Below are 24,925 nucleotides of genomic sequence, written 5' to 3'. Positions count from 1 at the left end.
ATGGGAACATTTCAAATAGAAGGAGGGCATCAACTTAAAGGATCCATCCAACCGCAGGGTGCAAAAAATGAAGCATTACAGATTTTGTGTGCCGTTTTATTAACCCCTCAGGAGGTTATCATAAATAATATTCCTGACATAGTTGATGTAAATAAACTTATAGATATTCTAAGCAATCTGGGTGTAAAAATCCAGAAGCTGGGTAAGGGTAAATATTCTTTTATAAGTGATGCATTACACCTTGAATATTTAGAAAGTGAACGCTTCAAGAAAGAAGGTGGTGGTTTGCGTGGTTCTATTATGATTGTAGGCCCGTTACTTGCTCGTTTTGGTAAAGGTTACATTCCGCGTCCTGGTGGCGATAAGATAGGCCGTCGCAGATTAGATACCCATTTTGAGGGTATGATTAAGCTGGGAGCTAAACTTAGATATAATAAAGAAGAACGTTTTTATGGCGTAGAAGCTCCTGAAGGTTTAAAAGGAACATTTATGTTGCTTGATGAAGCTTCTGTTACCGGTACCGCTAATATCGTTATGGCAGCTGTACGCGCTAAAGGGCAGACTACAATATATAATGCAGCTTGCGAACCTTACTTACAGCAATTGTGTAAGATGCTTAACAAAATGGGGGCTAATATAAAAGGTATTGGTTCTAACATGTTAATCATTGAGGGCGTTGAAGAATTGGGAGGATGTGAGCATACTATATTACCAGATATGATTGAAATAGGCTCGTGGATAGGTCTTGCAGCGATGACCAAAAGCGAAGTAACAATCAAAAATGTTAGCTGGAATGATCTTGGGATAATCCCGGCAACCTTTAGAAAATTAGGGATTACTGTAGAGCGTAAAGGAGATGATATTTTTATACCTGCACATAAAGAGGGTTATGAGATAGAGACCTTTATAGATGGTTCATTTATGACGATTAGTGATGCACCCTGGCCGGGTTTTACTCCAGATTTATTGAGTATTATTTTAGTTGTAGCGACACAGGCAAAAGGTGAAGTTTTAATACATCAAAAGATGTTTGAAAGCCGTTTATTTTTTGTAGATAAATTGATAGATATGGGTGCAAAAATTATTTTGTGTGACCCGCATCGCGCCACTGTAATAGGTCACGATTTCAAATCAAGTCTCAAAGCAACTACAATGTCATCACCAGATATCAGAGCTGGTATTTCTTTATTAATAGCAGCATTAAGCGCAAAAGGGACATCTACAATTCATAACATAGAACAAATAGATCGTGGTTATGAAAATATTGATGAACGACTACGAGCAATTGGAGCAAAAATTATTAGAACTGCTTAATTGTTCTCTTACAACATAGCATTAAATACAAAATCCCGAAACCTAAGTTTCGGGATTTTGTATTTAAGACTTAATTTTTTTTACTGAAAATTTATTTATAAGAGCAAATTTGCTACTTGTTGCCATGTATCTGCGCGGTCAAAACCAATAGTGTGTGCGTTGTGAGGTGATGAAAACTGAATACCTCTACCTTCAAAAGCCTGTAAATTATAGGAGCGATCGTCTATTAAAATATCTCCCTTTAAAATGTGTTTGTGTCCACATAAAATACGGTTTTGCCACGGTATAAAAGGAAAGTGTGTGTCTAACCAATCAGCTTTGTCTTCTAAGCTCGTTTTAAATTGCATAGCCGCAGAAGCAATATATAATTCATATTTGCCTTGAAGTGCTTTCAAAATTTCCTGGCTATCTTTTATAACATCAAGATTTTTAAAGAATCCTGGTTCGTTGGCGTGATTACGTATATATGCCTGATGCTCTTCAGGAACCATTTGCCAAACTTCAGAACCTAAGCAATCTTCTTTTTTAAGAGTTGCATTATATTTTTTGTTGTATAAATCAATATGTGCCTGGTACGTGTCTGCAATGACTTCGTCCATATCTATAAATAGGGTCATAATTATGTTTTTAAAAGCTTAAAATACAGCTTGTATGTCAATAACACATACAGGTCGTATATTATTCTACTATCGCACGATAGATATTCCTTGTATGTATTAAATTTAATTAGAATCTAATTTTATGTGGAAACTTTACAGGGATATTACGGGTTACGCTTTGTTGTTTACACTGGTTACGCTTTTTTTTGGAAGCGGGATAATTTCAATTATATTCTTCGGAATCTTAGGAACACCCGTAGGATATTTTGCGTTCAATTATTTCCAAAAAGAAGAATTTTACGGGTACTATAATTTAGGATATACGAAATTTCATCTTCTGTCAAAAACCTGGTTTGTGAACTTAATATTATCTCCAATTTTAGTTTTAGTTTTTTTACTTCTATCAAATCTCTTGGCTTTTGGCACTCCTGCAAGTAACTAATATACACAAACAGTTCGGTAATAGAGAATTACTGAAATCATGTGATTTTCAGCTTGAAACTGGAGAAATTTTAGGTATGTTTGGTAGCAACGGAGTCGGTAAAAGCACACTGCTAAAAATTTTATTTGGTACTTCAACAGCTTCCGAAGGATACTTGAAAATTAATGAAGCACGCTATCCTGTGCGACACACCATTTGGGATAAAAATTTTATAATTTCTAAAGGTTTAATAGGTTATTTGCCGCAGTTTAGTTTTTTACCCAAAACCGCTAAAGTATGGGACATTATTCCCAGCTATTTTAATGGAGAAGATCAAAATTTAATATTTAGAGCGCCGCGTATGGCGGATATAGCAAAATGTAGAGTGAGCGAACTTTCATTAGGTCAGAAGCGCTATTTAGAGGTTTTGATTTTAGGAAATTTAAAACATCCTTTTCTACTTCTCGATGAACCATTTTCTATGGTAGAACCGCTATTCAAAGAACTCATTCACGCTTTTTTAATTTCGCTTAAAGCGAAAAAAGGCATTTTACTTACCGATCATTACTATACAGATGTATGGAAACTAGCAGATCGAAAACTAATACTTACTAATGGTAAACTCAAAGAGGTTAATAGAATTGGAGATTTAGTTGCCGGTGGTTATTTAAGAACAAACACTTAAGACTTACTAAAATTAAATTCACTTAGTTTTTTCTCTTATACTTCTTATTCTTTTTTTGTTGTCCCGGAGCAAATGCTTTGGCGCTCTTAGCACCGTATGCTTTTTTAACCTGACCTGGGGCTCTCGATGAACTTGTATTACGAGATGTTCTATAAGTTGTTGAACACGCAGTTAAACTGTATATGAACGTTAAAAGGCTTAAAACTAAAATGAACTTTTTCATTATTGCAATTTTGACACAAAATTACAGAAGAATGAACGTTGTCGATTATTTTTTAAGCAAACCTTAAGCCTATTTTATAGATATTTGGCAGACTTAAATTTAGGAGACGGCAGCTTTATAAGCTGTTAAGCAACGTTCCCGAGCTTCTTTATGATCTACCATTTTTTCAGGGTATTCATCAGTGTCGTATTCAGGAATATAGGTTTTGATATATTTTTTGTCTTTATCAAATTTATCTACTTGAGTCATAGGATTAAAGATTCTGAAGTAGGGAGCTGCATCTACACCGCTTCCCGCAGCCCATTGCCAATTACCTACATTACTTGATTGCTCATAATCTAGAAGCTTTTCGGCAAAATAAGTCTCCCCCCAGCGCCAGTCTATTAAAAGATGTTTACATAAAAAACTCGCAACCAGCATACGCACGCGATTATGCATATAACCGGTAGTATTTAGCTCTCGCATCCCGGCATCTACTAAAAGAAATCCTGTGGTTCCGGTTTTCCATTTTTCAAATTCCTCTTCATTATTACGCCATTCTATGCGGTCATATTTTTTTTTAAAAGCATTATCTACCGTTTCAGGATAATGATAAAGTATTTGCATAAAAAATTCGCGCCATACCAATTCACTTAAAAATACCTGATTATTTTCAGCACGTGCTTTTTTTACCATTTTACGTACACTTACGGTACCGAAGCGTAAATGGGGGCCTAACCGTGAGGTACCGTCCTGAGCAGGAAAATTGCGGGTGTCTTCGTAATTATCTATTAGAGTAGGGGTAACATCATAGTCGGGCACTTTAATTGAAGCATTTCTAAAACCCATATCACCCAAAATTAAATTGGGTAATCTGCTATTTTTAACAAGGTTACTTAAGTATTGGCTCGTATAGTGAATTTTTAAGTCTGTGTCTTCGTTAAAAGTCTCGAGCCATTTATTTTTATAAGGTGTGTAAACAATATATGGGTCGCCGTCTCCTTTTACGACATCATCTTTTTCAAAAATAACCTGATCTTTAAAGGTCTTAAATTCTATATTTTTTTCTTTAAATAAAGCCGTAAGCTTCTCATCACGTTCTTTTGCATAAGGTTCATAATCTCTATTGGTAAAGACTTCTTTTACCTCGTAATCATTTAAAATCTGTTTCCAGACATCTTCTGGTTTTCCATAAAATAAGGCTAATGAACTATCATATTTTTCCTGCATTTCGTTGCGCATCGTCTGTAATGTGTCAAATATAAAAGTGACACGTGCGTCATCTTCAGGAAGTTTATCGAGAATTTTTTTATCAAAAATAAAAATAGGTAAAACGGGATTATCGCCTTTTAGTGCTTCCAGAAAGCCTACATTATCATCTAATCTTAAATCTCTTCTAAACCAGAATATTGAAACTGTATTCATAATTATTAGGTTGGTTGGTTAGATTGTTTGAACGGGTTTAGGGAACTCGATCAATTTACGTTTAAAGTTGACATACCACCATCTACACCTAGAACCTGACCAGTAACCCAGGTACTATCTTCACTCAATAAGAATGCAGCTATTTTAGCAATATCATCTGCAGTTCCTACACGTTTGAGTGGGTGGCGTGCATCCATCATTTCTCGTTTTTTATCATTTGCTAAAAGTTTTTCTGCCAGTGGGGTATCAGTCAATGAGGGTGCAATTACATTCACTCTAAATGATGGAGCATATTCTGCAGCTAGTGCTTTTGCAAATCCCTCAATCGCACCTTTAGCGGCAGCAACGCTGGTGTGAAAGGGCATACCTACTTTTACAGCTACCGTGCTAAAAAATACAAGACTTGCCTGTTCAGATTTTTTAAGTCGATCTGTAACGGCTTTTAAAGATTTTACAAGGCCGAAGAAATTGAGATTCATATCATCTCTAAACGTATCTTCGGTTAGCATTTTAAAAGGCTTTAGGTTTATGCTCCCCGGGCAATATACAAAACCATCAAGTTGATCGGGTAAATTTGTAGTATCTAACGTAGCACTTTCAACATCATATTCAATATGAGTAGCATTTAAAAAATCTAAATCTTCACTAGTACGAGAGGCGATAAATACATTATAGTCTTCGTGTATGAGTTGTACAATTGCTTTTCCAATACCGTGAGAACCTCCTATAAGTAATATATTTTTTTTCATAACTTAATTTAATATGTCGTGTTTGCTAATACCGTTATCGATATTTTTTGGTTCAACGTAAGCTCCAAACATTTTTAAAAGCTGTTCCTGTCTATACTCAAATATTGAATCTAATTTTGGTTTAACCAAAATAGGATGTACTGCTCTACCTATAATGCCAAGAGGTAGCTTGTAATCTACAAGATCTTCCATAGATACACCACCGGGAATTTTTTTGATAAAATGTTTGTGATGCCAAAAAGCGTAAGGACCGTAGCGTTGCTCGTCTATAAAATATTCTTTCTCTTTTAAAGCTGTTATTTCTGAAACCCACTTAGTATTAAATCCCGGTAGCGGTGTTACAGTATATTGCAACAACTGCCCCGCAAACATAGGACGATCTGCCCCAGAAAAGACTTTAAAGTTCATTTCTGAAGGAGTGAGCATTTCTAAGTTTCTGGGATTAGTCAAAAAGTCCCAGGCTTCATCAAGTGAAATGGGTAGTTTTTGAATGCTGTGTAGCTTGTAAATTTTCATAAGTAGTTTCAAAAGAGCATTTACCGAAGTCTTCAATTTTGAGAGTTGTAAATATAGGGGCTATATTGTTTAAGTTAAAGCGAATTAAGTTAAACAAAACTAAAATCTACACCTTTGTGGGTTTCTAGGATTAGGTTTGCAAATAAAATGTTTCATTGAAATGATAGTTTTTTCTAGTATTGAATTTTTCGGCTTTAATTAGTAATTTGTTAACATATAAGACGGTAGTATAAATTATATTGTAATACTTGTCTTAATAAGACAAAACATTGATTAACAGAATTATAATACTTAAAAATTTTTATCAGATGAAAAAAATAATGCTCGTATGTTTTATTGCTTTGGGTCTTTCTACTCAAGCTCAAATACAAACTCCTTCTGCTAGTGCACATGCAGAAATGGAGCAGGTGGTAGGTCTTACAACCGTGACCTTAGATTACTCGCGTCCTAATATGCGCGGTCGTGAAGTTTTTGGGAATCTAGTCCCTTTCGGAAAAATCTGGAGAACAGGTGCAAATGCGACAACAAAATTTACAATTGATAAGCCTGTAATGATAGCAGATAAAGAACTTGCTAAAGGAACTTATAGTATTTATACGATTCCGGGAGCAGATATGTGGGAGGTTATATTTTATACAGATGATTCAAATCCCTTAATTACAGAATTTGAGGATAGTAAAATTGCATTACGCACAATGGTTGAGCCTGTAGAAATGCCTATTTCTATGGAAACATTTACAATTTTAATAGATGATGTAATGGCAGATAGCGCAGTGATGAATATCATCTGGGAAGATACAGTAGTACCTGTAAAATTTAATGTTATGACAGATCAGGAAGTAATGACAAGTATTGACCAGGCATTATCAGGACCGGCTGCCGGAGATTATTTTAATGCAGCAGTGTATTACTTAAATAGCGGAAAAGATATTGAGAAAGCAAAAACCTGGATGAATAAGGCAATGAGTATGAAAGAAACGCCACGTTTCTGGGAATTACGTCAGCAGTCTTTAATTTTAGCTAAAGCAGGTGATAAAAAGGCAGCAATAGAAGCGGCTAAAAAATCACTGGCAGGCGCCAAAGAAGCAGGAAATGGGGATTACATAAAAATGAATGCCGACTCTTTAAAAGAGTGGGGAGCGATGTAATTAAAGTATCTTAAAGAAATTATAAGCCGTAAATCTGATGATTTACGGCTTTTTTTATGCGTAGTGTAATCCTATTAACTCTCTAATCTCATCTAAGGTACTAATGAGTGTTTTGCTAAAATCAAAAGACATTAGTGGGCTTTCTGTTTTGTGCGCTCTCAGAAGTTCTGCAAAATGCATAATTTCAAAATGATATCCTTTGGCGGTATATCTAAAATCGTGTTCGACTTTTACGCCATTTAAAATTGTAGTAACCTTGTCTGTATGGTGAAATTTACTATGTAAATAAATAATGCCATTGTCACATACCAATGTAGCCGTGGTAGGTGTATCCTTTAAAATACTTGAAGATAGAAACGCTTGTGTTTCTGAATTGTAGTTAAAGGTAATTTCAATTTCTTCGTCGACTTCAGTTTTTCCTATTTTTGCTTTGGCGTTAATTGTTTCAGGAGTTCCTATTAATGCCAAAGCACAGAAAACGGGGTAAATACCTATATCTAACAATGAGCCACCACCTAGATCTTTATTGTACAACCTACCTTCTAAATTAACAGGTGCATTAAACGAGAAATCAGCATTAAGTGTTTTTACCGCTCCAAACTTCCCGGACTCTAATTCTTCTTTGACAAATTTGAAGTGCGGCATCATACGGGTCCACAATGCTTCCATCAACAACACATTGTTAGCTCTAGCTACAGAAATCATTTCTTCAACCTGCTGTAAATTCATAGCAAAGGGTTTTTCACACAGTACCGCTTTTCCGTGAGAAAGACAAAGCAGCGTATCTTCATAATGACGCACATGGGGTGTGGCTATATAAACCGCATCAACATCAGGATCTTTTGCAAGTTGCTCATAACTGTTATAACATTTTGTCGCTTTGTAATTAGCTCCAAATTCATCAGCTTTATCCTGCGATCGTGATGCTACTGCATAAACAACAGAGTCGTTCACGTGTTGCATATCTGTTGCAAAACTATTTGCAATTTTGCCTAGTCCTAATATTCCCCAACGAATTGTTTTCATTATTCTAATAGCTCTGTTTTAGGACTGTCTTTAAAAGTAGTTTGTAAAGTCAGCCCAATTAAAATGACTAAAGCACAACCTACAAAGTTGAGCCATAAATACGGTAATTGTATGTATTCTAATTTATCTAAACTGAATAATATGATGACAATAAGTTGAGTAAGTATCGCAGCGATAAAAACAGCTTTAGACTGGATTTTTTTAATAAAGAAGGCCGACATAAATATACCTAGAATCGTACCGTAAAATATGGAGCCAATTATATTTACTAACTGTATTAAATTGTCAAATAGATTGGCCGTACAGGCTATTAAAATGGCAAGAATTCCCCAACTGAGTGTAAACCACTTTGTAGCATCAACAAAGTGAGATTCTTCTTTTTCTTCATCTAGATTACGTCTGTAAAAATCTACCGTGGTCGTTGCTGCGAGGGCATTAAGTTCTGATGCAGTAGATGACATCGCTGCAGATAGAATTACTGCAAGTAGAAGTCCTATAAGACCTCGGGGTAAATTATTAAGTATAAAATGAATAAAGACATAATCTTTGTCATTAACTTCTACATTTTGGTCTGCCTGATTAATTACCATACGGGCTTTTTCTCGTAGTGTTTTTTCCTCTTTATTAAGATTTGCCAAGGCTAGAGCTGTGGTAATTTGCTCACCATTTGCTGCTGTGATTTGCTTAGATGCATTTTCTGCAACTAAATAACTGAGTTCAGATTTATCTGACCGAAGCTCATTTAATTTATTCTGAAGTGTATTGTATTCTTTTTCAAAAGGTGTGCCTACAACTGCATTTGTTGCAGCGGGATTAAAGTTTAGAGGTGTAGGATTAAATTGATAAAAAACGAAAACCATAACCCCTACAAGCAAAATAAAGAATTGCATAGGTACTTTTAATAGACCATTAAAAATCATCCCCAATTGCATTTCCCGAATAGATTTTCCGCTTAGATAGCGTTGCACCTGACTTTGATCTGTACCAAAATAGGAAAGCATTAAAAATGTACCACCTAGAATACCACTCCAGAAGGTATAGCGATTATTAAAATCAAATGAGAAATCAAGAACATCGAGTTTACCACTTGCTCCTGCAATTTCTAAGGCATTATTAAAACTGATGTCTTGAGGCAGGTAGCTTATAATGAGAAAGAAAGCGACAAACATACCTAAGAAAATCACACCCATTTGTTGTTTTTGTGTGACGGTAACTGCTTTTGTTCCTCCAGAAATTGTGTAAACTACTACAAGTAGACCAATTATAATATTGAGTGTATTTAGGTCCCATCCTAATACGGCAGATAAAATAATTGACGGAGCAAATATGGTAATACCTGCAGCGAGTCCGCGAGATAATAAAAATAAGCCGGAAGCAAGTGAGCGTGTGCGTTGATCAAATCTGCTTTCTAAATACTCATAAGCCGTATAAACATTAAGTTTATAATAAATAGGAATAAAAAATATACAAATTACAATCATTGCGATAGGCAACCCAAAATAGAATTGAACAAAACCTAAACCATCATTGTAAGCCTGGCCCGGAGTAGATAAAAAGGTAATCGCACTGGCTTGTGTTGCCATTACAGATAACCCTACTGTCCACCATTTAGATTCATTTCCACCGCGTATATAATCCTGAACATTAGTACGTCCACGTGTTTTGTAAACACCATAAATTACAATAAAAGCAAGTGTAGCAACCAGAACAATCCAATCTATAGTTTGCATACTAAGCCGTATAATAATTCATTAATAAAAAAAACAAGATGATATATACTGCGTTGAGTATAAGTACCAGCGTATAGTATTTAGACCATCCTTCTTTTTTAGGTTGCATCATTGTTTAATTTTTTGGTCGTTTTTTCCTATTGAAAGCATATTGGTAAAAAGCCTGTATGCTCCAGAAACTCCCGCCGGAAGTTCTCTAAAGAAACTGAGACCGGTATAAATATAATGACCTTTACCATATTTTGCCACAAGCAAGCTACCTTCATTTGGGTCCTCATCTTTGTCGTGCATAGAAATTATGGGTTTGTATGCTTCATTCCAATTTTTAGGAAAGTATAAACCACGTTCTTGTACCCACCCTTCAAAGTCTTTTGCTGTTATTTTATTCGGAACATTTAAAAGTTCTGCTGTAGGATCTAGAATTGTTACTTCTGCAAACTCATCGGTAACCCGGTCGCTACTCAACTCAAGTGGAAAAGGCCCCAGATTAGGAAAGTTAAAACCACGGGCTGTATTGTATTGTACAATCATCGTACCTCCATTATTTACATAATCTAGCAACAGGGGTTGTTTAAATTTGAGTTCGTCTAAAACATTATAAGCTCTTATACCCATAACTACAGCATCAAACTGTTGTAAAGTCGCTTTAGTAACTTCATTAATGTCAAGAAGAGCCACTTGATATCCTATTTGCTCCAGGCTTTCTGGGATGGCGTCACCGGCACCGGCAATGTAGCCTATATAGTTTCCTTTTTTAGCAATATCAAGACGCACGAGCTTATTAGTAGACGGGAGAACGAGCGTTTGCAACGGGATATGCTCATAATCGATTTTAGTAATTTTAGTGTTTAGTGTTTTTCCGTTTAACTCAAGTTGAGGTTGTAAAATGCCTTCACTCGCATTCTTGGGAGGAGTAACGGTAAAAGCAATATTTTTTGTTTCTCCTTTTTGTGAAATAGTTACAGGCTGCGCTGCGCTTACCTTCCAGCCGTCAGGTACCTTTAAAGATACGGTGCCTTTTAAATTAGAACTGTAAGCGGTGACCTCTGTTGTAATCGTTTTAGGTTCTGCATTCGCAAAAATGATTACAGGGTCTTTTACCAGTATCGAAGCTTCGGGGACAATCTCAAACGGTTCATAAACTTCACCAATTACGCGGTCATTGTATTTGTAGATTACATCTGTAGTAATAGGGATTTCTACATCACCTAATTTTAAATGGAATACCGCTTTAAATGTTTTAGGAGTTTCAGGTAGACCTATTAATTTTTGATCAGTAACCTTATACATTCCTACAGATCCTTCTTCTTTTAGCCAATATGCCGTTGTAATAGCGGCAGTACCTATATTCAGTTTTTGCTGCATATTGTAACGTTTATTGAAGTTTAGCGATCTAAGTGGCTCAGCTACCTCGTATTTTTTGCCAGAAGGCTCCAAAACAATACTTTCAATTCTTACAGGAAATTCACTGCGATTTATGGCTTCAAAATTTACGTTTATAGTTTCATTGGCCACTGCAGTTTGTTGTGAACTGGCAGCTTCTAAATACAAACCTGCGCAGGCCTTAATTATTGCAGTAATTTGAGTGATTTTTAAATCGCGCCAGTGTGCATTCTTAAGATTTTTAATCAGTTCATACGCTTCTAAAAGCTGAGGTAAACTCGCTGCCGGATTTTTAAAATCGTAATTCTTTTCAACCGCTTCGAGAATTTCTCCTATGTCAGCGCCACCATCTACCCGATTCCAGGAGGTATCAATTCCTTCAAAAAGATTCCCATTTTGTGGGTATTCACCTTTTAAAAGCTCTAGATATTCTATTTGGTCTCCACGAGAACCTGTATTACCAAAACCTTGAGATTTATGCTGACTGCGGCTTAATGCAGAAATTTCGGTATTACTTAAACCGTAAGCAGGGTAGTAGCTTCCTACATCAACTTTGACGAGGTTGCTCTTATCTGCATTATCAAAAGCTTCCTGCCCGCCGTAAAACCAATAAGAGGTATTAAAAAACAGACGCTTGGGTTGCCATGTTTCTGTAAGTTCTAATTGTTTTGGAAAAGTGTTTACATCATTTACCAGATCAAAAGCCTGTACACTTAGCATTGCAGATGTGGTGTGATGACCGTGTGTGGTGCCGGGAGATCTGTGATCAAAACGATTAATAATAACATCTGGCTTAAAATTACGTATAGCCCATACCACATCGCTAAGAACCTGATCGCGTTCCCAAAAGGCTAAGGTTTCTTCGGGATTTTTTGAATAACCAAAATCATTAGCGCGGGTAAAACGTTGTTCTCCTCCGTCTGTACGGCGGGCAGCTAATAACTCCTGAGTACGTATTACGCCCAGTAATTCTCTAATTTCTGGCCCTATTAGGTTTTGTCCGCCATCACCTCGAGTTAGAGCAAGGTATCCTGTATGGGCATGTACGGTATTAGCGAGATAAGAAATCATTGCAGTATTCTCATCATCTGGGTGTGCAGCAACATAGAGGGCCGTACCTAAAAAGTTTAATCCTTTAATTTGCTCAAAAATTTCTGAAGAGGATGGCTTTTTTGGTTTTTGAGCTTGCATTTGTAACGTAACGCAGCAAAGTAGAGCGATTAAAAAGCGCATGTATTGAGTATTTTAATGTTAGAACAGGTAGTTTCAAAGATAGGTAAAACGGCATCTAAGAAGATTTCTTTACGGTTTCTTTAACAAAACTAAAATACCTGAAAAGAGCTTTATTTAATGATAGAAATTATCTTTTTTAAAGAATGAATCTAGTGTTCCAAAATTTGTTTAAGTAGCGTGTATAATTTCTGTGTAGGCAATCCCATAACCGTATTATAAGAGCCTTCTAATTTTTCTAATGCAATGTGACCTATCCATTCTTGAATGCCGTATGCACCTGCTTTGTCAAAAGGTCTGTAGATTTTAATATAATGCTCAATTTCTTCTTCTGAAAGCGTCCTGAAGTGTACTGTTGCAATATCATTAGTTGTTAATTGTTGTTTAATTGTAGTCACACATACTGAAGAAATAACCTGGTGACTTGTACCATTTAATAACTGAAGCATTTGAGTTGCGTGCTGTGCATCTTTAGGTTTACCCAGAGCTTGATCATCTTTAAAAACAAGTGTGTCTCCCGTAATGAGGATTTCATTTTCTATTAAGTCTTCAAGAAAGGCGGCTGCTTTTTTCTGTGCAATATATTCAGCGATTTCAAAAGGTTGCATTCCGTCGGGATAGGTTTCTTCAACCGGTTTTAGACGTACTTCAAAATCGACTTCAAGAGCGCTTAGTAGTTCCTGACGTCTTGGCGATTGGGATGCTAGAATGATTTTATTATTTTTCAGCAGGTTAGGAAGCATAAGTTATACAGATTTGTTCTAAATATTTTAAGCTTTAATACTTAAGTGTCAAAGTCAAAACCCCCAGAGATAAAATACCTGTTAGCATAATAAACTTTAATAGTTTTGATAGGTATGCATAGTGCTTTTGTTTTTCTGCATAGCGGGCTTTTATACAAAATAAAACTAACGGAACAATCACCGCGGCTACTAAATACAGCGATAACCAAACATTGGTTTGCACATACAAATAGATATAGCCTAATATTGTAAAAATGTAAACAACGCTTATGTAACCAGCTATCTTTGCTGTGCGCTCCAGACCTAAAAGAATAGGCAGTGATTTTATACCCACTGCATAATCGCCATTTGCATCTTCAATATCTTTAACGAGTTCTCTTAGAAAATTAAGCAATAAGGCAAAAATCCCATAATCACGTACGACTGAAAATGGAGTAAGTAATTCTTTTTGAAAACTGTTTAAAAAAGGTAAAATATCAAATATTAAAAGTATAAAAATAGCTGAAGCTACCACGAGACTAACTACTAGGTTTCCGATGAGAATTACTCTTTTTAAAAAGTTTGCATAAACATACAGCAATGCTGAAATAAGCACAAAAACGGTCGTAAAATTAGATAGTCCCAGACGGTTACATAACAAAAAGCCTAAACCTACTCCACCAATGTTAAAAACGAGATAACTATTAAATGCAAAGTTTTCTGAAAAATAGTGGGGGATATAGGTTTTTGAGGGTTTGTTAATTAAATCACTTTCAACGTCATTTAAGTCATTAATTATATAACCGGCAGCAGCAATACACACCGTTGCAATTACTAATAATGCAAAGTTGAAATGGGTTAGAAGCACAGGTAAATGTAGTGCCTTTAAAAACCCGTAATGAACCAGAACCTGTGTTAATATAATCAACAGCAGATTTTTATATCTAATAAGTTTTAAGAAGGTCAATCTTTTGTTTTTAGAAAAGACCAAATATAATAAAAGCCACATATTCTGTGGCTTTTATGATTGATTGATGAATGATGATTTTATTGTTTGCTAATGTTTCCGCCAGAACTTTCAATTACCGCTACTTTTTTAGGAGATCCCCAGTAATCAATATCCCCGGCGCTTGAAGCTTTAGAGGCAATTTCTTTAGAAGCATAAACTCGAATACTTCCCGCGCTTGAAGCTTCAGCATCACAAAATTCAGATTTTAGATCCTTTGCATTAATCGTAGCGGCAGAACTTGCATCAAAACGAACTGTTTGTGCTTCACCCTCAAGATCTAAAGTAGCGGCGCTACTTGCTTCTGCTACAATCTCACGAATTTCTATAGGTAGCTTTACCGTTGCTGCACTTGACAGATCAAAACTAATACGATCTCCTGTTAAAGCTTCGGTAGCTGTAATATTTGATGCGCTACTTGCTTTAATCTCTTCAATGGGTTGCGTGTAAGTCACGTGAATCTTACGTGATGTCGCGTTTCCTATGTTTGAATTGTCTGTAGTTTCTATGCGTAGTGTGTTACCTTCAAAATGTACGTCTAAGTATTCTAACAGATTTTCGTCCATCTCTGCTACAACAGACGGTGTAGTACCTTTTTCTAAAACTACGTCCCAGCCGTTACTACTGTGAATTTTAGAAAATTCCTGGCTTAGGTTTAGGTCTTTTGTTACAACATTACCAGTACCGTTAACTTGCCCCATTTCAAAATTGAAATTACACGAGGTCATTACTAAGGCGATAAGTGAACCTATAATTAATTTGATTAGTGTGGTCATAATATTTGATTTTGATTGATGCGTAATTTTTTAATTTATAGAATCTTGTCTAGTATAAACACTGTCTTTAATACCTGTTTGTTTAACCATAACGCCATCTTTTTTAGGGGTTACTTTAGCTTTATATTCATAGATGCCATCTGTAGAAGTACTATCTGTTGTTGATTCAGAATATTCCCAGTCATTTGTTTCTGTAAATTCTTCTAAAGGGCAATCTGTGCACATAAGAGTATTAGATCGCATAATTGTATGATAACCTATATGATCGTGATCGAGTAAATCTGAATATCTACTTCTGTGATAAGAAGATATATTTTCATCGGTTAGTAAGGTCATTCCTTCTGGAATTGCGATGATTAAGTTTATTTCCTGATCTCTAAATTTACTTGCTAATTCGGTTACAAAAAAGTTATCTAGCAGGAGTGTGCCATTTTCGTATTTAAAGTTATAATAAATAGTGCCGGCGCGTGCTTCGGCTTCTTCATAAGAGCTTCCCTGAGCATTCTTTTTGATGATAAGTTTAGCTTCGGGCGAATCGCTTTTTTGAATACTTAGATTTACATCTCGATTATAGATAACTTTCTTTCCGTTTTCATCTGTACGTATCTTCCAGCTAGTATTGTGGTATTTGTCTGCCCCATACTGGTTTTGTGTCACCATTTTTACTTTTAAAGTGTCTGTAGGATTAGCTGCGATAACTTCAGTAATTAAAACTTCTCCATCAACAGCAGTAGCCATACCTTGTCGTACTCCTAATACCGCAATGGCAATTAATGAGATTAACCACAAGCCCAGTAGTGATAGTTTTGCCGTAAGGCTTAACCTCTTTAGTGTATTAACCAAGATGCGTAATCCCAGATAAAATAACATAAAGAAGGGTATACCTATCGCCAAAAAGGTAAGTAGTGTAATTAACCAGATAGGAGCTCCTGATGTATTAACCATCTCGGCATAACCTAGAATTCTTCCTTGTTGTCCAAATACATCTAATGTCCCGGCAGATACTAAGGCTACAAATAAAGCGATTAGTGTAGAACCGCCAATTATTATGAGTAAAATACCTATGAATTTTACAAAAACTTTGAGGATAAACATAACTAACGCACCCAGACTAGTTGCTAAAGAATCTGCTCCTTTCCGGGCTTGATTACCATACTTAACATAGTCAACATTTTTTACAGAATCTGCAACAGTGTCAAAACCCTCTTTTACTTTACGCTGTATATTGTCTATGTTTACGGCCTTTCCCCGCATTTCAAGTTTTTCTGAAGTCGTAAGTGCTACCGGAACAAATATCCAGAAAGCTATATAAATTAGAATAAAACCACCCCAGGAGAATATTGTTAATAAAACGAGTGCTAGACGTATCCATACTGCATCAATCTGAAAGTAATGACCCAGACCAGCACAAACCCCACCTAGATAGGAAGTATCTGTATCTCGGTATAATTTTTTAGAACTATTTGCAGTGTAGACAGGAGCACCCTCATCTTCAAAAAGATCTTCGTCAAGACGGTAATCTTCGGGTTGCCCCATTATTTTAATGACTTCGTCAACTTCGGTAAGACCTATTACCTGACGTTCATTTTTTACGCGTTCATTAAAAAGTTCACCAATTCGAGCTTCAATATCCTGAATAATTTCATCACGACCTTGAGCGTCTGTAAATGACCTTTTTATCGCGTCGAGATAGCGTTGTAATTTTGCATAAGCATTCTCATCTATGTGAAAAAATAGGCCTGCTAGATTAATATTAACTGTTTTATTCATTGTTTTTAGCTTTATGATTGGTTACCAGTTGAACGGCTTTTTGAAGGTCGTCCCAGGTTGATGATAGTTCATTTAAGAAGAGCTTTCCGGTATCTGTGAGCCCGTAATACTTACGAGGCGGCCCGCTAGTAGATTCTTCCCAGCGATAGTTTAATAAACCGGCATTTTTAAGTCTGGTAAGTAGTGGGTAAATTGTACCTTCAACCACCAGTAACTTAGCGTCTTTTAGCGTGTCTAATATTTCGGCAACATAGGCATCTTCATCCTTTAATATTGATAAGATGCAATACTCCAAAACACCTTTACGCATTTGCGCTTTTGTGTTTTCAATCTTCATAGATTCTTAGTGTTAAGCGATTAATAACTGTTCGTTTTTTGACTCACCGCAAGGGTGCAATGATTTTGCTTAAGCTTTAGGTGATGAGTCTAAAGGTGCTTTCTGGTTAGAAGCACTAAGCGGTTTTAAAAAGTTTATACTCAAAGGATATTTATATGGTTCTCCATTACTGGCACTTACTGCGGCAGATATGACTGAAAAGAGCGACAACATACAAAGTGCCAGTAATAATATCCCAAAAATTAGCCCTGTAACAATTAAACCTAGAGCGTCACCTGGAATTGTAAAACTCTCAAATGATTGTAGATAAATAGTGTCAAATTGATCTGAGGCATTGATTGCCTGCCATATTATAAATGGTATCGCAATAAGTATAATAGCAATAGCATAAAGAGTTGTACTCATTTGAAAGTTTAGGGCGCGCCTCCCATGATTATCAACATATACAGATTCTTTCTTTAAAGCTGCCCATATTAATAAGGGTGCTATAAAATTTCCTAACGGAAATATAAATTGCGCAAATACAGATAGGTGAATAAATGTAGCTACGTTTTTTTGATAATTTGTAATACTAGTTTCCATTGCTTATTATTTTCTTATGCAAATATATATATAAAGGCAGGTATTTTGTATTACATAGTACTTAAATTTAACATTATATTAACAAAAAAGAAATTTAGGAAAGTGGAATGTTAAGTCTATTTTTGAAAAAATTAATTCTTTAGTTATGTCTGTAACACCGCGTAAATTCAACACCTTTATACTATTTAAACTGCCGTCTGCTTGGTTGTGTGGTGTGCGTATAAAATCAATATCATCAAAGACAGCAATTACTACAGTAACCCATAGATGGATTAATCAGAATCCATTTAATTCTATGTTTTGGGCAGTGCAGGGTATGGCTGCAGAGTTAAGTACAGGAGCTATGGTTATAGATCAAATAAAGGAAAGCGGGTATAAAATTTCTATGCTGGTGGCTAATAACAAAGCTTCATTTACAAAAAAGGCTACTGGTAAAATCACTTTTGCGTGTAATGACGGTCATAAAATTGAAGAAGCAATTCAAAAAACAATTGCGACCGGTGAGGGACAAACATTTTGGATGCAAAGTGTAGGTACAAATAAGGAAGGAATAGCCGTTAGTACATTCGATTTTCAATGGACAGTTAAAGTTAAAAGTAAAGGTTAATATTGAAACTCTTCATTTTCAGAAATTAGGAGAGTCCTTGATTAAAAAAATCTAAATAGACTGAAATATTTCTGTAACTTTTCGTTTGAGTATCGTACTTATTAATAAAATCAATCAAATCAAAAACGAAATTTTACGATGACTGCACACGAAATAGATTACCAAATTTTTGGAGAAGAAATGCAATATGTCGAGATCGAATTAGATCCGCAAGAGGGCGTTATTGCTGAAGCCGGTACTTTTATGATGATGGAAGACGGTATTAAAATGGAAACCATTTTTGGAGATGGATCTAAAAATGATACCGGTTTATTAAATAAAATATTTGGCGCAGGTAAGCGATTACTTACCGGTGAGAGTATGTTTATGACTGTATTCTATAATGAATTAGTCGGAAAGAAAAAAGTGTGCTTTGCCTCGCCATATCCAGGTAAGATTATTCCCATTGATTTAACTAAAAACGGCGGAAGATTTATCTGTCAGAAAGATGCTTTTTTATGCGCAGCAAAAGGAGTTTCTATAGGTGTTGAGTTTTCTAAGAAATTAGGCAGAGGACTTTTTGGAGGTGAAGGTTTTATTATGCAGCGTCTCGATGGTGATGGAATGGCATTTGTGCATGCGGGAGGTACCACCTTTAAAAAAGAATTGCATCCGGGCGAAAAACTTAAAGTAGATACCGGTTGTATTATAGGTTTTGATCATACTGTTAATTATGATATTGAGTTTGTAGGCGGTATTAAAAACACATTGTTTGGTGGGGAAGGGGTTTTCTTTGCAACTCTTACTGGCCCTGGTACTGTATATATTCAATCACTCCCTTTTAGTCGTTTAGCAAAACGAGTTTTGGCTTCTGCACCACAAATGGGTGGTAAAGATAAGGGAGAAGGTAGCCTGTTAGGAGGTCTCGGAGATTTACTTGATGGAGATAATAGGTTTTAATTGAATTGTTTAAATGTATTCATTACGTTTTAACACTATTTTTAGAATTAATAAAGTAAATTTAGAATCATCTTAATAAAAGGGCTCGTGGTTTAAAACTACTTAAAAAATTTTCTAACTTAAAAATAATTCGAATATGGCAAGAGCAATGTTTGAGTATACTAAGACGATCTTAAAAAAAGTAAGTTTTGATAGTGTACTTTTCTGCAAAGAATTACAGAAGGCTGCAAAACGACTACTCCCGTATGAAATAGAAGAACTTCGTGTCTGGATTCAAGAAATAACTAAAACTAATCCAGAACTTAATCAATGTGTGATTTATCTTAGTGTTTAAAGTGAAATATTAAAAAAGGGCTTCTTAGAAGCCCTTTTTTTTATGTATTTATTTAATTATTTTTTCTGAGGAATAGGACTTATAATTTGCACATTTTGAAAAGTAATAGCTCCCTTCACCACACCTGCAATAGTGTTTCTCAATGATTCTATAATTTGCATTTTTAATTCACTTTTGTGATAGAGTAAGCTAACTTCTCTTGCGGGTGCCGGGTCTTTGAAAAAATGTAAATATTTTTTCTCTTCACTTTTAATTTCAAGCGTATGGAGGTAGGGCAGAAGTGTCATGCCTAATCCCTCATTAGCTAGTCGCACTAAAGTCTCAAAGCTACCACTCTCTAGAGAGAAGGTATCTTCTTCATAATTTCGGTTTGCTTTACATAAATTAATTACACCATCTCTAAAGCAATGTCCATCTTCTAATAACAGCATATCATTAAGATCTAAATCTTCTGTAGTTATTTTTTCAACGGAATGTAATTTATGGTTAGCAGGAATGTAAGCTACAAAAGGTTCATAATATAAAGGACGTTCTTTAATAGAATCAAGATTTAGCGGTGTAGCTGCAATAGCTGCATCTAGATGGCCATCTTCAAGTCGTTCGATAATTGTTTCAGTAGGGAGTTCTTCAATTTTCAATTTTACCTTAGGATACTTATTGATAAAATTGCGAAGAAACATAGGTAATAAAGTGGGCATTACAGTAGGTATAACGCCTAATCTAAATTCTCCACCTATAAATCCCTTTTGTTGGTCGACAATATCTGTAATCCTATTTGCTTCATTAACAATATTACGTGCTTGAATTACAATTTTTCGGCCTATATCGGTTAATTCGATTGGTTTTTTTCCGCGATCAAAGATGATAATGTCAAGCTCATCTTCTAGTTTTTGTATTTGCATACTCAGGGTAGGCTGCGTTACAAAAGTCTTTTCTGCTGCTTTAGTGAAATTTTGATTTTCGGCAACAGCCAGAACATATTTTAATTGTGTGATCGTCATAATGCTATTTTACACCTCAAAAATAAAGCGAGCGATTGATTTTTCTTATATAAACCTGTAAAATATTATTCTATTGATTATAATGACTTATAATAGCGTTATATTCTTTTGAAAGAAGAATTCTTATAGAACCGTCAGCAACCTTATTAAGTAAGAAAATTGATTTGCACTTAAAATGAATAATTATTCTTCATTATGCTAAGTAGCGCATAGAATTATTATAAATGTCCATTGAGTTCTTTTTAAGTTGTCTTTTGAAAATTTGAGAATTAAATCGCAAACAATTTAAAGTGGATCATTACAATCCTATTGATGTATTTTGATAGCTTACCTTATCCTATTAGTATATAGGATAGTGGTGTAGTAACTAAACACATTAAAATTACTAGTTAACTCAATCTTTTAATTATAACTTATTGCTTTAATCGAAGTCATTCTTAGTAATAAAGAGTTTCACTTAGAATAATTCTACTTATTAATTTATGCTGAATCTCTATTTGGATATCTAAAAACGCTAGGTTTGATATAATTTTTAAATTAATTTAGGTTGTAAGTTATTGGTTTTAAGATGTTGTAAAATTAGTTTGTAAATACTTTTAAAAAAGCCTTGTTTGGTTAGATAATCGTTCTATATTTGCGCCTTCAAAATCGGGTATAAAAATCGGTTTTACGTTCTTAGAAAGTGTGATTAAAAAAAAGATACGATTAATTCGTGTTGAATTAAAAAAGGGTAGTATCTTTGCCCTCCTGAATTTTGGCAACGAAATGTAGGATTAGTTCTTAAGAATCTTTTAGAATGAGGCTTAAAAAAAACTTAATTTTTTATTTGTTTGGTAAATAAAAAAGATTGTATATTTGCAGCCGCTTTCGCAGAGAGCTACGCACATTGAAAACGAGATGATTTGGTAATAAAAATAAGGTTCGATTCCTTAGCATCTAACAAAGAAATTCTCTTGAGAGATAGAGAAAGTTCCTTGACATATTGAATTGACAACGCGTATTATTTAGAGATAAATAATATTTGAATTAAAGACTAGAATAACCATTTTGAGCACTCTGTAAAGAGTAATTAGATTTCCTTATATCGTGGAATATTATAAAAACACTACGATGAAGAGTTTGATCCTGGCTCAGGATGAACGCTAGCGGCAGGCCTAACACATGCAAGTCGAACGGTAACAGCACTTCGGTGGCTGACGAGTGGCGCACGGGTGCGTAACGCGTATGCAATCTGCCTTGTACTGAAGTATAGCCCAGGGAAACTTGGATTAATCCTTCATAGTCTATTTGAGTGGCATCATTTAAATAGTAAAGGTTACGGTACAAGATGAGCATGCGTCCTATTAGCTAGTAGGTGTGGTAACGGCACACCTAGGCTACGATAGGTAGGGGTCCTGAGAGGGAGATCCCCCACACTGGTACTGAGACACGGACCAGACTCCTACGGGAGGCAGCAGTGAGGAATATTGGACAATGGGCGAAAGCCTGATCCAGCCATGCCGCGTGCAGGAAGACGGCCCTATGGGTTGTAAACTGCTTTTATATGGGAAGAATAAGGTCTACGTGTAGACTGATGACGGTACCATAAGAATAAGCACCGGCTAACTCCGTGCCAGCAGCCGCGGTAATACGGAGGGTGCAAGCGTTATCCGGAATCATTGGGTTTAAAGGGTCCGTAGGTGGACTAATAAGTCAGTGGTGAAAGTCTGCAGCTCAACTGTAGAATTGCCATTGATACTGTTAGTCTTGAATTGTTATGAAGTAGCTAGAATATGTAGTGTAGCGGTGAAATGCATAGATATTACATAGAATACCGATTGCGAAGGCAGGCTACTAATAATTGATTGACACTGATGGACGAAAGCGTGGGGAGCGAACAGGATTAGATACCCTGGTAGTCCACGCCGTAAACGATGGTTACTAGCTGTCCGGCTCGATTGAGAGCTGGGTGGCCAAGCGAAAGTGATAAGTAACCCACCTGGGGAGTACGTTCGCAAGAATGAAACTCAAAGGAATTGACGGGGCCCGCACAAGCGGTGGAGCATGTGGTTTAATTCGATGATACGCGAGGAACCTTACCAGGGCTTAAATGTAGTCTGACAGATTTGGAAACAGATTTTTCTTCGGACAGATTACAAGGTGCTGCATGGTTGTCGTCAGCTCGTGCCGTGAGGTGTCAGGTTAAGTCCTATAACGAGCGCAACCCCTGTTGTTAGTTGCCATCGAGTAATGTCGGGAACTCTAACAAGACTGCCAGTGCAAACTGTGAGGAAGGTGGGGATGACGTCAAATCATCACGGCCCTTACGTCCTGGGCCACACACGTGCTACAATGGTAGGTACAGAGAGCAGCCACGTCGCAAGGCGGAGCGAATCTATAAAACCTATCACAGTTCGGATCGGGGTCTGCAACTCGACCCCGTGAAGCTGGAATCGCTAGTAATCGCATATCAGCCATGATGCGGTGAATACGTTCCCGGGCCTTGTACACACCGCCCGTCAAGCCATGGAAGCTGGGGGTACCTGAAGTCCGTCACCGCAAGGAGCGGCCTAGGGTAAAACCGGTAACTGGGGCTAAGTCGTAACAAGGTAGCCGTACCGGAAGGTGCGGCTGGAACACCTCCTTTCTAGAGCTTTGCTGCATAGCAGACAAAGCCACGACTATAAGGAAAGAAAAGTTCGAATACTTATTTTAGTTTTTAATGTTGTTGATTCAAGATATTTTTCGATTGATGGCTCACTTTAAGTAGTGAGTCATTCGATTGATCAATAAAGGACAGTCTCATAGCTCAGCTGGTTAGAGCGCTACACTGATAATGTAGAGGTCGGCAGTTCGAGTCTGCCTGAGACTACTATGTGCTAAGGCACATATATGTTTTAGGTTATAAGCTTGAGACGTTAGTTCATAAGAAATATATTGAAGGAAATTTTTAGAGGTTGAGTAGCCGTTATAAGTACTGTTAACTAATAACTGTTAACTATCTTTTAAATAATGGGGGATTAGCTCAGCTGGCTAGAGCGCCTGCCTTGCACGCAGGAGGTCATCGGTTCGACTCCGATATTCTCCACCAGGCAATGCCTGGAGGTATGAAATAGTATCTTCAGAGCTTGCGGTGAGTAGCATAGATGATTTGATTGTCTATCGCGACTCGCGATCGTTCATTGACATATTGGGAAATAATAAGAATACGAGAGAAACAAATTTTTAGTTAGCTAGTAATAGTTAATTATATATTATAGATAGAACTCATTAGAATACAAAAGAATACAAGGCTTGGTAGCAATACCTAAGTCCTTATAAGAGCAAGAAGTACAATAAGCTAAATAAGGGCGTATGGGGAATGCCTAGGCTCTCAGAGGCGAAGAAGGACGTGATAAGCTGCGAAAAGCTGCGGGGATTGGCACATACAAATTGATCCGCAGATATCCGAATGGGGCAACCCACTATACTGAAGGTATAGTATCCGCAAGGAGGCAAACCCGGGGAACTGAAACATCTAAGTACCCGGAGGAAGAGAAAACAAAAGTGATTCCGATAGTAGCGGCGAGCGAACTCGGATTAGCCCAAACCGGAATTGTTACGGCAGTTCCGGGGTTGTAGGACCACGACATTTTATGCATAATGAATTAGAACACTTTGGAAAGAGTGGCCATAGACGGTGATAGCCCGGTATAGGTAAAGAATGTTATAGATAGTGGTATCCTGAGTAGTGCGGGGCACGTGAAACCCTGTATGAATCTGGCGGGACCATCCGCTAAGGCTAAATACTCCTGAGAGACCGATAGTGAACCAGTACCGTGAGGGAAAGGTGAAAAGAACCCTGAACAAGGGAGTGAAATAGATCCTGAAACCATACGCCTACAAGCGGTCGGAGCGGCGCAAGCTGTGACGGCGTGCCTTTTGCATAATGAGCCTACGAGTTACTTTATCTAGCAAGGTTAAGATGTTCAGCATCGGATCCGTAGCGAAAGCGAGTCTGAATAGGGCGCATAAGTTAGGTTGAGTAGACGCGAAACCGTGTGATCTACCTTGGGCAGGTTGAAGCTGTGGTAACACATAGTGGAGGACCGAACCCGTTGACGTTGAAAAGTCTTGGGATGACCTGAGGGTAGGGGTGAAAGGCCAATCAAACTCGGAAATAGCTCGTACTCCCCGAAATGCATTTAGGTGCAGCGTTGATTTATAGTTTTATAGAGGTAGAGCTACTGATTGGATGCGGGGGCTTCACCGCCTACCAATTCCTGACAAACTCCGAATGCTATAAAATGTTGATCAGCAGTGAGGGCATGGGTGCTAAGGTCCATGTCCGAGAGGGAAAGAACCCAGACCATCAGCTAAGGTCCCCAAATGTATGTTAAGTTGAAAAAACGCGGTTGAACTGCCCAGACAGCTAGGATGTTGGCTTGGAAGCAGCCATTCATTT

General features: G+C 36.7%; 20 protein-coding genes, 2 tRNA genes and 2 rRNA genes (1 of these 24 cut by a window edge). 10 read left to right on the top strand and 14 right to left on the bottom strand.

Annotation, left to right across the window (positions count from 1 at the left end; genetic code table 11):
- Nucleotides 1-1,314: a UDP-N-acetylglucosamine 1-carboxyvinyltransferase gene (murA, locus tag P164_RS08375; protein ID WP_028375966.1), complete on the top strand. Its 1,314-nt coding sequence runs from the start codon at nucleotides 1-3 to the stop codon at nucleotides 1,312-1,314.
- Nucleotides 1,315-1,409: 95 nt separating this feature from the next.
- Here murA and P164_RS08370 read toward each other — a convergent pair whose 3' ends face one another.
- Nucleotides 1,410-1,931, bottom strand: coding sequence for a 5' nucleotidase, NT5C type (locus tag P164_RS08370; protein ID WP_028375965.1), 522 nt, complete (start codon nucleotides 1,929-1,931; stop codon nucleotides 1,410-1,412).
- A gap of 401 nt (nucleotides 1,932-2,332) precedes the next feature.
- Here P164_RS08370 and P164_RS08360 point away from each other — a divergent pair, with 401 nt between their 5' ends.
- Nucleotides 2,333-3,019 carry an ATP-binding cassette domain-containing protein gene (locus tag P164_RS08360; RefSeq protein ID WP_028375963.1) on the top strand — a complete coding sequence of 229 codons (687 nt, stop codon included), beginning with the start codon at nucleotides 2,333-2,335 and terminating at the stop codon, nucleotides 3,017-3,019.
- 322 nt (nucleotides 3,020-3,341) lie between these two features.
- On the opposite strand, the gene P164_RS08350 is transcribed toward P164_RS08360, so the two are convergent.
- The 3 genes from P164_RS08350 to P164_RS08340 are packed head-to-tail and all read right to left on the bottom strand — an operon-like array spanning nucleotide 3,342 to nucleotide 5,911.
- Entirely contained in the window at nucleotides 3,342-4,646 is a 1,305-nt protein-coding gene (locus P164_RS08350) for a cryptochrome/photolyase family protein (protein WP_028375961.1), read from the bottom strand.
- A 50-nt stretch (nucleotides 4,647-4,696) separates the two neighbouring features.
- A complete protein-coding gene (locus tag P164_RS08345; protein ID WP_028375960.1) occupies nucleotides 4,697-5,395 on the bottom strand; it encodes an SDR family NAD(P)-dependent oxidoreductase in 699 nt (232 codons plus the stop codon).
- A 3-nt stretch (nucleotides 5,396-5,398) separates the two neighbouring features.
- Nucleotides 5,399-5,911, bottom strand: coding sequence for an SRPBCC family protein (locus P164_RS08340; protein WP_028375959.1), 513 nt, complete (start codon nucleotides 5,909-5,911; stop codon nucleotides 5,399-5,401).
- A gap of 308 nt (nucleotides 5,912-6,219) precedes the next feature.
- Here P164_RS08340 and P164_RS08335 point away from each other — a divergent pair, with 308 nt between their 5' ends.
- Entirely contained in the window at nucleotides 6,220-7,059 is an 840-nt protein-coding gene (locus tag P164_RS08335) for a DUF2911 domain-containing protein (protein ID WP_028375958.1), read from the top strand.
- Between the two features lie 54 nt (nucleotides 7,060-7,113).
- On the opposite strand, the gene P164_RS08330 is transcribed toward P164_RS08335, so the two are convergent.
- From P164_RS08330 to P164_RS08290, 9 genes are all read right to left on the bottom strand, one after another.
- The gene (locus tag P164_RS08330) at nucleotides 7,114-8,085 is read right to left on the bottom strand and encodes a Gfo/Idh/MocA family protein (protein ID WP_028375957.1); all 972 of its coding nucleotides are present in this window, start codon (nucleotides 8,083-8,085) and stop codon (nucleotides 7,114-7,116) included.
- Nucleotides 8,085-9,815, bottom strand: a complete 1,731-nt coding sequence (locus P164_RS08325) for a sodium:solute symporter (protein ID WP_028375956.1) — start codon at nucleotides 9,813-9,815, stop codon at nucleotides 8,085-8,087. Before P164_RS08325 ends, P164_RS08330 begins: the two co-directional genes overlap by 1 nt.
- A 108-nt stretch (nucleotides 9,816-9,923) precedes the next feature.
- Nucleotides 9,924-12,431, bottom strand: a complete 2,508-nt coding sequence (locus P164_RS08320) for a PIG-L family deacetylase (protein ID WP_028375955.1) — start codon at nucleotides 12,429-12,431, stop codon at nucleotides 9,924-9,926.
- Between the two features lie 149 nt (nucleotides 12,432-12,580).
- Nucleotides 12,581-13,171 carry a Maf family nucleotide pyrophosphatase gene (locus P164_RS08315; protein WP_028375954.1) on the bottom strand — a complete coding sequence of 197 codons (591 nt, stop codon included), beginning with the start codon at nucleotides 13,169-13,171 and terminating at the stop codon, nucleotides 12,581-12,583.
- 34 nt (nucleotides 13,172-13,205) lie between these two features.
- Entirely contained in the window at nucleotides 13,206-14,159 is a 954-nt protein-coding gene (locus P164_RS08310) for a geranylgeranylglycerol-phosphate geranylgeranyltransferase (protein WP_081817350.1), read from the bottom strand.
- A 38-nt stretch (nucleotides 14,160-14,197) separates the two neighbouring features.
- Nucleotides 14,198-14,932, bottom strand: coding sequence for a head GIN domain-containing protein (locus P164_RS08305; RefSeq protein ID WP_028375952.1), 735 nt, complete (start codon nucleotides 14,930-14,932; stop codon nucleotides 14,198-14,200).
- 30 nt (nucleotides 14,933-14,962) lie between these two features.
- Nucleotides 14,963-16,702 carry a PspC domain-containing protein gene (locus P164_RS08300; protein ID WP_028375951.1) on the bottom strand — a complete coding sequence of 580 codons (1,740 nt, stop codon included), beginning with the start codon at nucleotides 16,700-16,702 and terminating at the stop codon, nucleotides 14,963-14,965.
- On the bottom strand, nucleotides 16,695-17,039 hold the full coding sequence (locus P164_RS08295; protein WP_028375950.1) for a PadR family transcriptional regulator: 345 nt from the start codon (nucleotides 17,037-17,039) through the stop codon (nucleotides 16,695-16,697). The genes P164_RS08300 and P164_RS08295 overlap by 8 nt, the downstream gene beginning before the upstream one ends.
- Nucleotides 17,040-17,108: 69 nt before the next feature.
- The gene (locus P164_RS08290; RefSeq protein WP_028375949.1) at nucleotides 17,109-17,621 is read right to left on the bottom strand and encodes a DUF4870 domain-containing protein; all 513 of its coding nucleotides are present in this window, start codon (nucleotides 17,619-17,621) and stop codon (nucleotides 17,109-17,111) included.
- Between the two features lie 145 nt (nucleotides 17,622-17,766).
- On the opposite strand from P164_RS08290, the gene P164_RS08285 reads away from it, so the two are divergent.
- From P164_RS08285 to P164_RS08275, 3 genes are all read left to right on the top strand, one after another.
- Nucleotides 17,767-18,228: a DUF4442 domain-containing protein gene (locus P164_RS08285; protein WP_028375948.1), complete on the top strand. Its 462-nt coding sequence runs from the start codon at nucleotides 17,767-17,769 to the stop codon at nucleotides 18,226-18,228.
- Between the two features lie 138 nt (nucleotides 18,229-18,366).
- Entirely contained in the window at nucleotides 18,367-19,167 is an 801-nt protein-coding gene (locus P164_RS08280; protein WP_028375947.1) for a TIGR00266 family protein, read from the top strand.
- A gap of 136 nt (nucleotides 19,168-19,303) precedes the next feature.
- A complete protein-coding gene (locus tag P164_RS08275) occupies nucleotides 19,304-19,501 on the top strand; it encodes a hypothetical protein (RefSeq protein ID WP_028375946.1) in 198 nt (65 codons plus the stop codon).
- 56 nt (nucleotides 19,502-19,557) lie between these two features.
- On the opposite strand, the gene P164_RS08270 is transcribed toward P164_RS08275, so the two are convergent.
- Complete coding sequence (locus P164_RS08270) at nucleotides 19,558-20,502, bottom strand: LysR family transcriptional regulator (protein WP_028375945.1); 945 nt, start codon at nucleotides 20,500-20,502, stop codon at nucleotides 19,558-19,560.
- A gap of 1,107 nt (nucleotides 20,503-21,609) precedes the next feature.
- Here P164_RS08270 and P164_RS08265 point away from each other — a divergent pair.
- From P164_RS08265 to P164_RS08250, 4 genes are all read left to right on the top strand, one after another.
- Nucleotides 21,610-23,128 (top strand): 16S ribosomal RNA (locus tag P164_RS08265).
- A 151-nt stretch (nucleotides 23,129-23,279) separates the two neighbouring features.
- Nucleotides 23,280-23,353 (top strand) — tRNA-Ile (locus P164_RS08260).
- Between the two features lie 142 nt (nucleotides 23,354-23,495).
- Nucleotides 23,496-23,572: transfer RNA gene (locus P164_RS08255), tRNA-Ala, on the top strand.
- A 243-nt stretch (nucleotides 23,573-23,815) separates the two neighbouring features.
- Nucleotides 23,816-24,925 (top strand): 23S ribosomal RNA (locus tag P164_RS08250) (it continues 1,721 nt past the right edge of the window).
- The 16S and 23S rRNA genes sit together here with 2 tRNA genes alongside, the layout of an rRNA operon.

This window comes from Leeuwenhoekiella sp. MAR_2009_132 (assembly GCF_000687915.1).
Lineage (GTDB): Bacteria > Bacteroidota > Bacteroidia > Flavobacteriales > Flavobacteriaceae > Leeuwenhoekiella.
This window is presented reverse-complemented; position numbering and strand designations above follow the sequence as displayed.

Excerpts from the sequence above, each read along its gene's own strand:
- P164_RS08310 (WP_081817350.1), bottom strand. The coding sequence starts at position 14,159 with ATGTGGCTTTTATTATATTTGGTCTTTTCTAAAAACAAAAGATTGACC.
- P164_RS08320 (WP_028375955.1), bottom strand. The coding sequence starts at position 12,431 with ATGCGCTTTTTAATCGCTCTACTTTGCTGCGTTACGTTACAAATGCAA.
- P164_RS08345 (WP_028375960.1), bottom strand. The coding sequence starts at position 5,395 with ATGAAAAAAAATATATTACTTATAGGAGGTTCTCACGGTATTGGAAAA.
- P164_RS08330 (WP_028375957.1), bottom strand. The coding sequence starts at position 8,085 with ATGAAAACAATTCGTTGGGGAATATTAGGACTAGGCAAAATTGCAAAT.
- P164_RS08275 (WP_028375946.1), top strand. The coding sequence starts at position 19,304 with ATGGCAAGAGCAATGTTTGAGTATACTAAGACGATCTTAAAAAAAGTA.
- P164_RS08290 (WP_028375949.1), bottom strand. The coding sequence starts at position 17,621 with ATGGAAACTAGTATTACAAATTATCAAAAAAACGTAGCTACATTTATT.
- P164_RS08340 (WP_028375959.1), bottom strand. The coding sequence starts at position 5,911 with ATGAAAATTTACAAGCTACACAGCATTCAAAAACTACCCATTTCACTT.
- P164_RS08335 (WP_028375958.1), top strand. The coding sequence starts at position 6,220 with ATGAAAAAAATAATGCTCGTATGTTTTATTGCTTTGGGTCTTTCTACT.
- P164_RS08270 (WP_028375945.1), bottom strand. The coding sequence starts at position 20,502 with ATGACGATCACACAATTAAAATATGTTCTGGCTGTTGCCGAAAATCAA.
- P164_RS08280 (WP_028375947.1), top strand. The coding sequence starts at position 18,367 with ATGACTGCACACGAAATAGATTACCAAATTTTTGGAGAAGAAATGCAA.
- P164_RS08325 (WP_028375956.1), bottom strand. The coding sequence starts at position 9,815 with ATGCAAACTATAGATTGGATTGTTCTGGTTGCTACACTTGCTTTTATT.
- P164_RS08350 (WP_028375961.1), bottom strand. The coding sequence starts at position 4,646 with ATGAATACAGTTTCAATATTCTGGTTTAGAAGAGATTTAAGATTAGAT.
- P164_RS08285 (WP_028375948.1), top strand. The coding sequence starts at position 17,767 with ATGTCTGTAACACCGCGTAAATTCAACACCTTTATACTATTTAAACTG.
- P164_RS08305 (WP_028375952.1), bottom strand. The coding sequence starts at position 14,932 with ATGACCACACTAATCAAATTAATTATAGGTTCACTTATCGCCTTAGTA.
- murA (WP_028375966.1), top strand. The coding sequence starts at position 1 with ATGGGAACATTTCAAATAGAAGGAGGGCATCAACTTAAAGGATCCATC.
- P164_RS08300 (WP_028375951.1), bottom strand. The coding sequence starts at position 16,702 with ATGAATAAAACAGTTAATATTAATCTAGCAGGCCTATTTTTTCACATA.
- P164_RS08295 (WP_028375950.1), bottom strand. The coding sequence starts at position 17,039 with ATGAAGATTGAAAACACAAAAGCGCAAATGCGTAAAGGTGTTTTGGAG.
- P164_RS08370 (WP_028375965.1), bottom strand. The coding sequence starts at position 1,931 with ATGACCCTATTTATAGATATGGACGAAGTCATTGCAGACACGTACCAG.
- P164_RS08315 (WP_028375954.1), bottom strand. The coding sequence starts at position 13,171 with ATGCTTCCTAACCTGCTGAAAAATAATAAAATCATTCTAGCATCCCAA.